This is a genomic window from Bradyrhizobium zhengyangense (assembly GCF_022012435.1).
GTDB classification, from domain to species: domain Bacteria; phylum Pseudomonadota; class Alphaproteobacteria; order Rhizobiales; family Xanthobacteraceae; genus Bradyrhizobium; species Bradyrhizobium zhengyangense.
On the sequence record NZ_JAKLUA010000002.1, the window covers coordinates 462,259 to 475,119 of the forward strand.

Here is a 12,861-nt window from a genome sequence, read left to right on the forward strand (position 1 = left end):
TTCGGAATGGGCGAGCAGGCCGAACGGGATTTTTGCAGCGCGGTCGCGGACGTCCGCGCGGACGTCGTTGCTTCAGCTCATGCTGATGGCGGTGAGCAGCAGGCACATGGCGTACACGGCCGCCAGGCTGAGCCCGGCAATCCGGGCTTCTCGATGCGGTGTCATGTGATCAACTCCGAGAGGGCGGCCGCCTTCGAGGCGACCGCCCGTCCGTTACGTCTCAGTCGATTTCCTGTACGACGGTCCGCGTGCCGGGATCGACCAGCATGACGCGTTCGCCGGAGTAGACGTAGCGATATTGCGTCAGCGACGGGCCCCAATCGGCCGGAACCGCCTCGAGCTCGACATCGCTCGGAACCGTCGTGCCGACGATGATCTTCTCCTTCGTCGTCACCGGCCGCAGGTGATGCTCGGTGACGTAGGATTTGATCCGCGTCCGGTATTGCGGCTCGATCTGAATCGCCGCGGCATGGCCTGTTCCGGTCGTCGTCACCACGGTCGATTGCGCAAACGCGCCGGTCGAGATCATCAGCGCTGCTGCGGAAAGCAGGAATAGTTTTTTCATGTTGTCCTCCTCGTCGGGGCTGTGCGCCGCGACAACATTTCACCAAAGGCGACGTTCCCGGCGGGTAGGAACAAATTGCTACTTTTTCCCGTTTGCAGATCGACCGGGCGCGGAACGTCCGGCAATTGGAGGAGGAGAGTATGCAACTGAAGATCGCAACCGCGGCAGTGATGATTGCTGCGTTTTCGTTGCCGGCGTTCGCGGCCGACGAGTTCTACGTCGTTCAGGACGTCAAGACCAAGAAGTGCACGGTCGTCGACAAGAAGCCGATGGACACGAGCACGACCGTCGTCAGCCCGTCGGGCACGATCTACAAATCGCGCACCGAGGCTGAGAGCGGCATGAAGACCGTCAAGGTCTGCACGTCGAACTGAGGAGGATGCAAAATGCCAGTCTTGATTTTGTGGGCCGTGCCGGCCGTGCTGGTGATTGGCGGCGGCATCTATCTGATCGGCCATTTCCACTAAGTACAAAAGCAATGGGCTTCGCGATGCTCGCGAAGCCCATTGCAACAAATGTTAGGGACGTCAGAGATTGCTCTCGGTGATTGCGGCATAGACCATGCTGCGCAGCTCGCGCCGGATCGGATAGGCGCTCGACGGCAGCACCTGGGTCATGAAGATCGTGATCAGTTCCTCGGCCGGATCGATCCAGAACGAGGTCGTGGCCGCGCCGCCCCAATTGTATTCGCCAGGGCTGCCCGCGATCAGTGTCTCCGCGGGGCGCATCGTCACCGCAAATCCGAGGCCGAAGCCGATGCCGTTATAGGTCGCCTCCGAGAACAGCGAGCGCGACACTTCCGGCAGCGCCTGTCCGCCCGGAATGTGGTTGGTCGTCATCAGCGCCAGCGTTTTCGGCCCGATCAACCTGATACCGCCAAGCTCGCCGCCGTTCAAAAGCGCACGGCAGAAGGTGAGATAGTCGGCCATCGTCGAGCAGAGCCCGCCGCCACCGGAAATGAGAGAGGGCGGTGTCAGGAACGAGCTCTTGGTCGGGTCGTCCTGGAGCGTCAGGCCCTCGCGGCGCTGGCCGGCGTGCATGGTGAATCCACCGCCGGGATCGGCATTGTAGCAGGCGGCGAAACGATGCGCCTTCGAGGCCGGGACGTGGAAATCGGTGTCGGTCATGCCGAGCGGATCGAGGATGCGTTGCTTCAGGAACTGCTCGAACGGCATCCCCGAGATCTTGCCGACGAGGTAGCCGAGCACGTCGGTCGCGACAGAGTAGTTCCAGGAGTCACCGGGCGAGAATTCCAAGGGGATCTTTGCAAGGCTCTCGATCATGCCTTCGAGCGTGCCCGACTTCTCGACCTCGCCGATCTTCTCGGCGCGATAGGCGGCATCGACGTTGGAGCGCTGCTGGAAGCCGTAAGTCAGCCCGGACGTGTGGCGCAAGAGATCGACGATCAGCATCGGCCGAGACGGCGGCCGCGCCAGGAAGTTGGGCCAGGTGCCGGCGACGAACACGCCGAGGTTCTTCCATTCCGGAATGTACTTTGCGACCGGCTCATCGATCGCGACCAGGCCTTCCTCGACCAGCATCATGAAGGCGACGCTGGTGAGCGGCTTGGTCATGGAATAGATGCGGTAAATGGTGTCGTCCTTGACCGGCGTCTTGCGCTCGACATCGGCAAAGCCCTGCACCGAGCTGTGGGCGATCTTGCCGCGGCGGTAGACCAAGAGATGCGTGCCCGGGAAACGGCCGGCATCGATGTACCTGACCTTCAGATGGGCATCGACGCGGGCGAGGGCGGCCTTGGACATGCCCACGGATTCGGGCGAGGCGGGGGTAGGGGCGAGCATCAGTTCCTCCGGGCAGTTTTGTCAGGCGTTGATAGCCGAAATGACGACCTTATTCCAAGCTTGTCGCGCTTAACGCGGGGCCGGGCGGTGGTGTAGGCTCCGCTCTGGAACGCCGCCAAAGAGCCCAGCCGGGCCAACGAGAAAATCCAGGGTAAACGCGCCATGACCCAGTTCAACGAGACCGAACTCACCGAAGCCGTCGTCAAAAGCTTCGACAACACGCCAGATCCGCGTGCGAAATTCCTGCTCCAGGAATTAGTGAAGTCGCTGCACGATTACGTGAGCAAGACCGGTCTCACCTTCGAGGAGTGGGACTACGCCATCGATTTTCTCACGCGCACCGGCCAGAAATGCACCGACACCCGCCAGGAGTTCATCCTGCTCTCGGACGTCCTTGGCGTCTCCATGCTGGTCGACGCGGTCAACCATCGCGACCGCGACGGCGCGACCCAGACGACGGTGCTTGGCCCGTTCTATGTCGGCGAGCACAAGGTCACCGCCCATGGCACCGACATCTCGCCGAACAACCTCACGGGCGAGCGGATGTTCGTGCAGAGCCGGGTCACCGATCTCCAGGGAAAGCCGCTCGCGAACGTCCCGGTCGACGTCTGGCACGCCGACGATGACGGCTTCTACGATTCCCAGAAGGCGAATTACGACGAGGTCGGCGCCTCCGCACGGGCGCGCTTCATCACCGACAGCGACGGCCGCTTCTTCTTCCGCACCATCCTGCCGTGCAGCTATCCGATTCCGACCGACGGGCCGGTGGGTGAGATGATCGTGCAGACTAAGCGCCATCCGATGCGGCCCGCGCATGTGCACTTCCTGGTCAATGCCAAGGGCTACGAGCCGCTGATCACCCACGTCTTCATGGACGGCGACAAATATCTCGATTCCGACGTGGTGTTCGGCGTCAAGGACGACCTCGTCGCCAAGGTCGAGCCGCGCAACGAGCCTGAGATGCCCGACGGCGGCAAGGCGAACGGGAAGTGGCACCTGATGAGCTACGAATTCCACCTCAAGCCGGGCGGTGGCATCGCACCGAAGCCGCTGGGGACGAAGGCGGCCGAGCCGGCCTGAGCGGCATCGGCCCTGCTAGCGCGCGTGCAGCAGAGCGAGGAGCGCGACGACGACGCAGGCCAGCGTCACCGTCGTCACCTTCCAGAACAGCAGCGGATTGCGCTCGATCAGGGGCGTGGTCCGCGTGCCGAGATAAGCTGGGTTAGGGTTCCTGAGTTCGTAGGTGAATTCGAACAGGTCCTCGTGGCGCTTGTTGGGATCGGGATGCAGCGCCTTGCGCAGCGCACCGTCGATCCAGACGGGGACGGCACGGTCGTCGTGGCTGGCCGGGCGATACCTGAGCTTCCAAGCATCCGATCGTCCCTTGATCCGCGCGACCTGAGCGCCGTAAGGCAGCTCTCCGGTCAGCATCTGGTAGCAGATGCTGGCCAGCGAAAACATGTCCGACCGCGGCGAGCCGCCTTCGCCGAGAAAATATTCCGGCGCCGTGTACTGGACCGTGCCGAGGATCTCGGCGTCAGCCGGACTGGGGGCCGCCTCGACGACGCCGGCGACCTTGACCGCTCCGAAGTCGATGATCTTCGCCGTGCCGGTTTTGTCGATCAGGATGTTGTCGGGTCTCAAATCCTGATGCAGCATCTCCATGCGGTGGAAGGCGCGCAAGCCCGCCGCGACCTGGTCGACGATGCCGCGCACGGTCTCGAGGTCGGGACGCGGATTGTCCAGCATCCACTGCCTCAGTGTCTGTCCCTCGATGAACTCGGTGGCGACGTAGAGGTAGTTGCGCCGTCTGGACCGCGAGCGCGGCTTGAGGACGTGGGGGCTGTCGATCCGGCGCGCGATCCACTCCTCCATCAGGAAACGCTTGAGATAGGCGGGATCGTCGCGCAGATCGATCGACGGTATCTTCAGCGCGACCATCTCTTCGGTCTCGGTGTCGACGGCGAGGTAGATGTGGCTGCGGCTGGAGGCATGCACTTCGCGGACGATGCGATAGCCGTCGAACAAGGCTCGCGGCTCCAGCAGGGGCGGCAGCGGCAGTTCGGCCGTGCCGCCGAACATATCGACCGAGCCCGCCTGCGGCACCTGATCAATGCGCAGGATCTGCACGGTGATGTTGTCGTCGCTGCCGCGCCGATAGGCCTCCTCGACGATGGTTTGCGCGGCCGCATCGAGATCGGCGGCAGAGGCCGCAAGGGTACTCGTGACGAAGCGATGATCGACGAATTCGTAAGCGCCGTCTGTCGCCAGCAGGAAGATGTCGCCGGGCTCGACCTGTAGCGCCTGGTAGTCGATTTCGATCTGTGGATTGATCCCGAGCGCGCGGCCAAGATAAGTCTGCTCGGACGAGACGATGATCCGGTGATCGTCCGTGAGCTGCTCGAGGGCCTTGCCGGCGACGCGATAGATCCGGCAGTCGCCGACGTGAAAGATGTGGGCCGTGGTCGATTTGATGACCATGGCCGTGAAGGTGCAGACGTAGCCCTTGTCGCGGTCGTAAGCATATTGGCTGCGTCGGGTTTCCGCGTGCAGCCAGGAGTTGGTCGCCTCCAGGACCCGCCGCGCTGAATTTTTCACCGTCCAGGACTCCGAGGTGCAGTAGTAGTCGGTCAGGAAGCTCTTGACCGCCGACTCGCTCGCGACCTGGCTCACCGCGCTGCTCGAGATGCCGTCGGCCAGCACGACGGCGATGCCCTTGAGACTCAGCATCGGCTCGGTCGGGATCAGCGCGCCGTGAAAGTCCTGGTTGACCGGCTTGCGCCCCTTGTCGGAGTGCTGCCCAATCGAAATTTGCAAGCCCCGGCCCATCCTCGCCACCAATGCAAAGGGAGCCTCACCCTAGCAGGCAAAGCTCCCTTGTCGGACATCACTCCCTCGTTTGAATAGCGATCGCTCAGGCCGCTGCGCGCGGCTGGCTCTTCGCCGCCACCTCACGCTTCGGCTTCGTCAGCACATGCGTGGTGTAGAGGGTCAGGCCGGTGAAGGCGAGGCCGCCGACGAGGTTGCCCAGCACGGTCGGGATCTCGTTCCAGATGAAATAGTCCAGGATCGAGAACTTGGCATGCAGCATCAGCCCCGACGGGAACAGGAACATGTTCACCACGGAGTGCTCGAACACCATGTAGAAGAACACCAGGATCGGCATCCACATCGCGATGACCTTGCCCGGGACAGTGGTGGAAATCATGGCGCCGACGACGCCGGTCGAGACCATCCAGTTGCAGAGCATGCCGCGGATGAACAGCGTTGCCATGCCCGCCGCGCCGTGCGCGGCATAGCCAAGCGTTCTGCCTTCGCCGATATTGCCGATCGCCGTGCCGACCTTATCGGGGTCCTGGGTGAAGCCGAAGGTCGTGACGAACGCCATCATGAAGGCCACGGTCAGCGCGCCGCCGAAATTGCCGATGAAGACGAGACCCCAGTTGCGCAGGACGCCGCCGAGCGTGACCCCGGGCCGCTTGTCGAGCAGCGCGAGCGGGGAGAGGACGAAGACGCCGGTCAGAAGGTCGAAGCCCAAGAGATAGAGCATGCAGAAGCCGACCGGAAACAGCAGCGCGCCGACGATCGGCTGGCCGGTGTTGACGTTGATGGTGACGGCGAACCACGCCGCGAGTGCCAGGATGGCGCCGGCCATATAGGCGCGGATGACCGTATCCCGGGTGGACATGAAGATCTTGGATTCCCCAGCGTCCACCATCTTGGTGACGAATTCCGAAGGTGCGAGATACGACATCGTCAGTTCCTTTGTGCGTGTGACCCCTTGAGACGCGACCGTTGCCCGACCGCGCCACGGCCAACACGATGAACTGCACCTCGCGGGGCGGGAGCGACCTGGGCGATATCGGCATGCACCGGGATAGCGTCACGATGACCGCGCTTCGCGGTTCAGCGAACAGGTTTCGCTACCCTAGTGGCCGTCGGAAGCTCGCTACCCCGGGCGCACTGCAGTCATCGTTGACCTGCACGTTACGAAGCAATCGATGTGCCAAAGGCGCGGCCGCCCGGTCCGGTTCTTCACGGGGTTCTACGCCCGGTTTGCCGGGGCTTGCTCAGTGCGAATTCGCTCATTTCGGGCACCAAATCGGGCCTGTGGCGAAAAATCGGGCGACTGCACAACTCTTGTGCGACGCACAATCAACGGGCGAATCAGCATTCAAGAATTGAGCGCGAAGCCGAAGTTTGATGCAATTATAGGCCAGCCTAAAGATTCATCAACTAGTCTAAGCCATTGTTTATAATTGTATTTTCTTGGTGCGCGCCGTTGGCACAAGGCTTGAATTACGAGTTTTGACGCCATCGACGCCGTCACAAGCAATCAACCAATCTGTGACACCGCCCAATCGGGGGCTTTCCCCGAGCGTGCCTCTTTGCGTCCGCGATTTGTCGGTGTCGCGCCTTCCTAGCGAAAGGGATTTTCCAATGAGGGAAGACAGTCCGACCTGGATCTCAGAGTGGAGACCGGAGGATGAGGCATTCTGGAATGCGACGGGCAAGACCATCGCCCGGCGTAACTTGATCTGGTCGATCGTGGCCGAGCATATCGGCTTCTCCGTGTGGCTGATCTGGAGCATCGTCGCGACCAAGCTGCCGCAGGCAGGCTTCCACTACTCGACCGATGAGCTGTTCCAGCTCGTGGCCGTCCCTGGCCTGATCGGCGCCTTGATGCGCTTCCCCTATACGTTTGCGGTGACCACTTTCGGTGGCCGCAACTGGACCATCTTCAGCGCAGCGATCCTATTCATTCCGACGCTGTCGCTCGCCTACTTCGTGAGCCAGCCCGAGACGCCGTTCTGGCTGATGCTGCTGATCGCTTCCACGGCGGGTCTGGGCGGCGGCAATTTCGCCTCCAGCATGACCAACATCTCGTTCTTCTTTCCGGATAGGATGAAGGGCTGGGCGCTCGGCCTTAATGCGGCCGGCGGCAACATCGGCGTCTCCAGCGTGCAGTTGCTGACACCGATCCTGATGACGCTCGCCGTCATCAACCTGTTCCAGGCGACGCCGGTCGGCGGTGTCTATCTGCAGAACGCGGGCCTGATGTGGGTGCTGCCGATCGCGGTCGCGGTGTTCGGCGCGGTGTTCTTCATGAACAACCTGACCTCGGCCAAGTCGTCGGTGAAGAACCAGCTCGCGATCGTCAAGCGCAAGCACACCTGGATCATGGCCTTCATCTACATCGGAACGTTCGGCTCCTTCATCGGCTACTCCGCCGCGTTTCCGTTGCTGATCAAGACCCAGTTTCCGACGGTCACGATCTCGATTGCGTTCCTCGGTCCGTTGGTCGGCTCGCTGTCGCGTCCGTTCGGCGGCTGGCTCGCGGACAAGGTCGGCGGCTCGATCATCACCTTCTGGAATTTCATCGCGATGGCGGCGGCCACGATCGGCGTGCTGTATTTCGTCGGGCAGAAGGACTTCACCGGCTTCCTGTCGATGTTCCTGATCCTGTTCCTGACGACGGGCATCGGCAACGGCTCGACTTACCGCATGATCCCGTCGATCTTCCGCGAAGAAAACCTGTTCAAGGTGCGCGGCAAGGGCGACGCGGCGCGCGCGATGGCACTGAAGGCGGCGAGCATCGAGAGCGGTGCGGCGGTCGGATTCATCGGCGCGGTTGGCGCCGTCGGCGGCTATCTGATCCCGAGCAGCTTCGGCAAGTCGATCGCCGCGACCGGGGGTCCGCAGCTCGCGCTCGCGATCTTCCTCGCGTTCTACGCCATCTGCCTCGGACTGACCTGGTGGTTCTACCTGCGTCGCAGCTCGCAGGCTGAAGGCGCGCCAAGCCTTGCCGAAGCGCGTGTGTGAGATTTGACATGAAACACGCTTCTCCCCGTACGCGGGGAGAAGCCGCTCTGATGACGTTTGACCCATGAACTTTTTCCGCAACGGCGCGGACAAAGGCAGACCGAAACAGACAGGAGACCATCATGACGCCACAGCAGATCGCCCTCGTGCAGCAGAGCTTTTCCAAGGTCGCACCGATTTCAGAAACAGCCTCGCAGCTGTTCTACGACCGCTTGTTCGAGGTCGCTCCCCCCGTGCGCGCGATGTTTCCCGAGGACATGACCGAGCAGCGCAAGAAGCTGATGGGCATGCTCGCCGCTGTCGTCGGAGGCCTGTCCAATCTCGAGACGATTCTTCCCGCGGCCTCCGCGCTCGCCAAGCGTCACGTCGCTTACGGCGCCAAGGCCGAGCACTATCCCGTGGTCGGTGCGACGCTGCTGTGGACGCTGGAGAAGGGCCTCGGCGAGGCCTGGACGCCCGAACTCGCAACCGCCTGGACCGACGCTTACGGCGTGCTGTCCGGCTACATGATTTCAGAGGCCTATGGCCCACAGGCGCAGGCCGCCGAATAGGAGATGCCTTGTGAGTGAACCGCTCGTCATCGTCGGTAACGGTATGGCAGCCGCGCGTCTGGTCGACGAGCTCGCCAAGACCGCGCTCGGCCGCTATGCGGTCGCTGTGATCGGCGAAGAGCCGCGGCTCGCTTACAACAGGGTGCTGCTCTCATCCGTGCTGGCCGGCGAGACCGGCTCGCACGAGATCGAGCTCCGACCGGCAGACTGGTGGCGCCATCGCGGCGTCACCGTGCGCTATGGCTATCGCGTCACCGAAATCGATACCGGCCGTCGCGAGCTCAAGATCGCGGGTGAAGAGAGCATGGAATATTCCAAGCTCGTGCTCGCGACGGGATCGACGCCCCTGCGGCTCAACGTAGCAGGCGCCGATCTTGCCGGCGTGCACACCTTTCGCGACACCCGCGACGTCGATCTGCTGCTGACGCTGGCGGCAGCGAAGAAGCGCGTCGTCGTGGTCGGCGGCGGCCTGCTCGGCCTCGAGGCGGCCTATGGCCTTGCCAAGGCCGGTGCGCCCGTGACCCTGCTGCATCTGATGGACCGGCTGATGGAACGCCAGCTCGATGGGCCAGCCGCCGATCTGCTCAAGACGCTGGTCGAGCGCAAGGGCATCCGGGTCATGCTCAACGCCTCCACCGCGCGCATTCACGGCGAGCACCATGTCGAAGCCGTGGAGCTGGCCGACGGCAGCCGCATCGAGGCGGACGCCGTGATCTTCGCCGCCGGCATCAGGCCCAACGTTGCGCTCGCCAAGGACGCCGGCATCGCGGTCAACCGCGGCATCGTCGTCAACGATGTGATGCAGACGGCGTCTCCCGACATCTACGCGCTCGGCGAATGCGCCGAGCATCGCGGCACCTGCTACGGTCTGGTTGAGCCGGCCTATGAGCAGGCGCGCGTGCTGGCCCGGCATCTCGGCGGACGCCTCGCCGCCTACCAGGGCAGCGTGGTCTCGACCAATCTGAAAGTGTCCGGCGTCAGCGTGTTCTCGGCAGGCGACTTCATGGGCGGTGAAGGCAGCGAGAGTCTCGTGCTGACCGACCGCCGCCGCGGCACCTACAAGAAGCTCGTTATCTCGGACGGATGCCTCACCGGCGCCGTGCTGATCGGCGAGACCGCCGACGCGCTTTGGTATCTCGAGCTGATCCGCACCCGCGAGAAGATCGCAGGGATTCGCGCTGACATGATGTTCGGCCGTGCGCTTGCGCGTCCTTCCAAAGCTGCTTGATGGAGGCGGCTTGATATGACGGCGATCGATCCCTCGCTTCGTACCACCAAGACGACCTGTCCCTATTGCGGCGTCGGCTGCGGCGTGCTTGCAACGCCGGATGGCGCGGGTGGCGCTGCGATCGCGGGCGATCCTGACCATCCCGCCAATTTCGGCCGGCTGTGCTCGAAGGGCTCCGCGCTCGGCGAGACCATCGGGCTGGAGGGCCGGCTTCTCTATCCGATGATCCGCTGCAAAGGCGTGCTCGAACGCGTGGCCTGGAGCGATGCGCTCGACCATGTCGCGCATCGCATGAAGCATATCGTCGCGCGCGACGGCGCCGACGCGGTCGCGTTCTATCTGTCGGGCCAGCTCCTCACCGAGGATTATTACGTCGCCAACAAGCTGATGAAAGGCTTTGTCGGCACCGCCAACGTCGACACCAATTCGCGGCTGTGCATGTCGTCCTCGGTCGCCGGCCATCGCCGCGCCTTCGGCACCGACACCGTGCCGGGCTGCTATGAGGATCTCGACCAGGCCGATCTCCTCGTGTTTGTCGGCTCGAACGCCGCCTGGTGTCATCCGGTGCTGTTCCAGCGCATGCTGAAGAACCGCGCCGAGCGCGGCGCGCGGATGATCGTGATCGATCCGCGCCGCACCGACACCGCAAGCGACGTCGACCTGTTCCTCGGCCTCAAGCCCGGTACCGACACCGCGTTGTTCTCCGGCCTGTTCGTTCATCTCGCCGACAATGGCGCGCTCGATCAGAATTATATCGCGAACAACACCTCGGGCTTCGACGACGTGCTGGCGCGTGCGCGCAACATCGCCGGCAGCATCACCGCGACCGCGCTGGCGACGGGGCTTTCCGAGCAGGACGTCGCCACCTTCTTCAGGATGTTCCGCGACACGACCCGCGTCGTGACGCTGTACTCGCAGGGCGTCAACCAGTCGGCGCAGGGCACCGACAAGGTCAACGCGATCCTGAACTGCCATCTCGCCACGGGCCGCATCGGCAAGCCGGGCGCGTCGCCGTTCTCGCTCACCGGCCAGCCCAATGCGATGGGCGGCCGCGAGGTCGGCGGCCTCGCCAATATGCTCGCCGCGCACATGGGCTTCACGCCGCCCGACATCGACCGCGTCAGGCGGTTCTGGAAGGCGCCGCGTATCGCCACCCATGAGGGGCTGAAGGCAGTGCAGCTGTTCGAGGCGATCAACCGCGGCGAGGTCAAGGCGCTGTGGGTGATGGGCACCAATCCCGCGGTGTCGGTGCCCGACGCGGACATCGTGCGCGAGGCGCTGAAGAAGCTCGAGCTGTTCGTCGTGTCCGAGAACGTGCTCAGCAACGATACGGTCGAAGCCGGCCCGCATGTGCTGTTGCCGGCGCTGGCGTGGGGCGAGAAGTCGGGCACGGTGACCAATTCCGAGCGCCGCATCTCGCGCCAGCGCTCGTTCCTGCCGGCGCCCGGGGAGGCGCGGCCCGATTGGTGGATTCTCAGCGAGACCGCCAAGCGTCTCGGCTTCGGCGACAGCTTCGATTACAAATCCGCCGCCGAGATTTTCCGCGAGCATGCCGCGCTCTCGGCCTTCGAGAACAATGGCAGCCGCGATTTCGATATCGGCGCGATGACGTCGATGTCCGACGAGGATTTCGACGCCTTGAAGCCGGTGCAGTGGCCGGCGCGAGAAGGCGGAGAACCGGGAGAGCGCTTCTTCGCGCAAGGTGGCTTCTTCACCAATGACGGCAAGGGCCGCTTCGTTGCGCCCGAGGTGCCGGCGCTGCGCGGCGAGACCGGCCCGTCGCGTCCCATGAGGCTCAACACCGGGCGCATCCGCGACCAGTGGCACACCATGACGCGCACGGGACTCAGCCAGCGGCTGGGCGCGCATCTACCCGAGCCCTTCGTCGAGATCCATCCTGACGACGCCGGCAAATACGGTATCGCTCATGACGGCTATGCCCGCATCACCACCGATTACGGCCAGTGCATCCTGAAGGTCGTCGTCAGCGAACGCCAACAGCGCGGTACGTTGTTCGTACCGATCCATTGGAGCGCGATGAACGCCTCACAGGGGCGTGTCGGTGCGCTGGTGCAATCCTTCACCGATCCGTTCTCGGGCCAGCCGGAATCGAAGGCGACGCCAGCTGCGATCGCGCCGTATGAATTCGTCTTCCGCGGTTTTGCGCTGTCGCGAAAGCAGCTCGATCTGCCGCCAAACCTGCTGTGGACGCGCGTCACGGTCAGCGGCGGCTTCGGCTATCTCTTTGCCGACAACGCGGACCTGTCGCGCTGGCCGGCCTGGCTCGAGAGTGCCGCCGGCGAGGACGTGGCTGAGTATCGCGATTTCGGCGGCGGCGTTTTCCGCGCGGCTTCGTTCTCGGGCGATCGTATCGAGACCTGCCTGTTCGTCGGCCCCGCGCATGATGCCGGCGACTGGGATGTGGTGAAAAACGTGTTCGCGGCCGATCGTGTCACCGACGACCAGCGCCGCATGCTGCTGTCCGGCAAGTCCAGCGAAGGCGCCGCCTCGACCGGCCCTGTTGTCTGCGCCTGCTTCGGCGTCGGCCGCGGCACCATCTGCGACACGATCGCGAGCGGAGCGCGGACAGCCGCCGAGATTGGCGCAAAACTCAAGGCCGGCACCAATTGCGGCTCCTGCATCCCCGAACTGAAGCGCCTGATTGCGACGACGGAATTGGCGCCGGCGAAGCAGGCGAAGGTCGCGGGTGCGGCGAGCTGAAGTTCCGGGCGGTGGTCTTCTAGACGGTCTCGTGCCCCGGCTCTGCGCAGCAACGCTGACGCGTTGCAGCGCGTCCGGGACAAGAGAGCAGCGCGCAGGTGCCGTCTCCCCAGCCCAAACTTGCCACCCCCAATCGACGCGCCCGCGATTGTGCCTTATGGTTCGGCGCGC

Annotated in this window: 10 protein-coding genes; 6 read left to right on the plus strand and 4 right to left on the minus strand. The window is 63.8% G+C overall.

Going from position 1 to position 12,861, the window contains the following annotated elements:
* Positions 1-220 precede the first annotated feature (220 nt).
* A complete protein-coding gene (locus L6637_RS10570; RefSeq protein WP_237870491.1) occupies positions 221-565 on the minus strand; it encodes a DUF1236 domain-containing protein in 345 nt (114 codons plus the stop codon).
* A 140-nt stretch (positions 566-705) separates the two neighbouring features.
* Here L6637_RS10570 and L6637_RS10575 point away from each other — a divergent pair, with 140 nt between their 5' ends.
* Complete coding sequence (locus L6637_RS10575; RefSeq protein ID WP_237870493.1) at positions 706-939, plus strand: hypothetical protein; 234 nt, start codon at positions 706-708, stop codon at positions 937-939.
* A 153-nt stretch (positions 940-1,092) separates the two neighbouring features.
* On the opposite strand, the gene L6637_RS10580 is transcribed toward L6637_RS10575, so the two are convergent.
* Positions 1,093-2,367, minus strand: a complete 1,275-nt coding sequence (locus L6637_RS10580) for a serine hydrolase domain-containing protein (RefSeq protein ID WP_237863620.1) — start codon at positions 2,365-2,367, stop codon at positions 1,093-1,095.
* A gap of 162 nt (positions 2,368-2,529) precedes the next feature.
* On the opposite strand from L6637_RS10580, the gene L6637_RS10585 reads away from it, so the two are divergent.
* Positions 2,530-3,447 carry an intradiol ring-cleavage dioxygenase gene (locus L6637_RS10585; protein WP_237870495.1) on the plus strand — a complete coding sequence of 306 codons (918 nt, stop codon included), beginning with the start codon at positions 2,530-2,532 and terminating at the stop codon, positions 3,445-3,447.
* Between the two features lie 15 nt (positions 3,448-3,462).
* Here L6637_RS10585 and L6637_RS10590 read toward each other — a convergent pair whose 3' ends face one another.
* Complete coding sequence (locus L6637_RS10590) at positions 3,463-5,196, minus strand: bifunctional protein-serine/threonine kinase/phosphatase (RefSeq protein WP_237870497.1); 1,734 nt, start codon at positions 5,194-5,196, stop codon at positions 3,463-3,465.
* Positions 5,197-5,281: 85 nt separating this feature from the next.
* Entirely contained in the window at positions 5,282-6,121 is an 840-nt protein-coding gene (locus L6637_RS10595) for a formate/nitrite transporter family protein (protein ID WP_128953064.1), read from the minus strand.
* Between the two features lie 686 nt (positions 6,122-6,807).
* On the opposite strand from L6637_RS10595, the gene L6637_RS10600 reads away from it, so the two are divergent.
* From L6637_RS10600 to L6637_RS10615, 4 genes are all read left to right on the plus strand, one after another.
* A complete protein-coding gene (locus L6637_RS10600) occupies positions 6,808-8,190 on the plus strand; it encodes an MFS transporter (RefSeq protein WP_237870498.1) in 1,383 nt (460 codons plus the stop codon).
* Between the two features lie 122 nt (positions 8,191-8,312).
* Entirely contained in the window at positions 8,313-8,741 is a 429-nt protein-coding gene (locus L6637_RS10605; RefSeq protein ID WP_237870500.1) for a globin family protein, read from the plus strand.
* Between the two features lie 10 nt (positions 8,742-8,751).
* Positions 8,752-9,969, plus strand: coding sequence for an NAD(P)/FAD-dependent oxidoreductase (locus tag L6637_RS10610; RefSeq protein ID WP_237870502.1), 1,218 nt, complete (start codon positions 8,752-8,754; stop codon positions 9,967-9,969).
* Between the two features lie 15 nt (positions 9,970-9,984).
* Positions 9,985-12,690: a nitrate reductase gene (locus L6637_RS10615; protein WP_237870504.1), complete on the plus strand. Its 2,706-nt coding sequence runs from the start codon at positions 9,985-9,987 to the stop codon at positions 12,688-12,690.
* Positions 12,691-12,861: the final 171 nt, after the last annotated feature.

Coding starts and splice junctions, on each gene's coding strand:
- L6637_RS10575 (WP_237870493.1), top strand. CDS start 706: ATGCAACTGAAGATCGCAACCGCGGCAGTGATGATTGCTGCGTTTTCG.
- L6637_RS10595 (WP_128953064.1), bottom strand. CDS start 6,121: ATGTCGTATCTCGCACCTTCGGAATTCGTCACCAAGATGGTGGACGCT.
- L6637_RS10570 (WP_237870491.1), bottom strand. CDS start 565: ATGAAAAAACTATTCCTGCTTTCCGCAGCAGCGCTGATGATCTCGACC.
- L6637_RS10590 (WP_237870497.1), bottom strand. CDS start 5,196: ATGGGCCGGGGCTTGCAAATTTCGATTGGGCAGCACTCCGACAAGGGG.
- L6637_RS10600 (WP_237870498.1), top strand. CDS start 6,808: ATGAGGGAAGACAGTCCGACCTGGATCTCAGAGTGGAGACCGGAGGAT.
- L6637_RS10615 (WP_237870504.1), top strand. CDS start 9,985: ATGACGGCGATCGATCCCTCGCTTCGTACCACCAAGACGACCTGTCCC.
- L6637_RS10605 (WP_237870500.1), top strand. CDS start 8,313: ATGACGCCACAGCAGATCGCCCTCGTGCAGCAGAGCTTTTCCAAGGTC.
- L6637_RS10585 (WP_237870495.1), top strand. CDS start 2,530: ATGACCCAGTTCAACGAGACCGAACTCACCGAAGCCGTCGTCAAAAGC.
- L6637_RS10580 (WP_237863620.1), bottom strand. CDS start 2,367: ATGCTCGCCCCTACCCCCGCCTCGCCCGAATCCGTGGGCATGTCCAAG.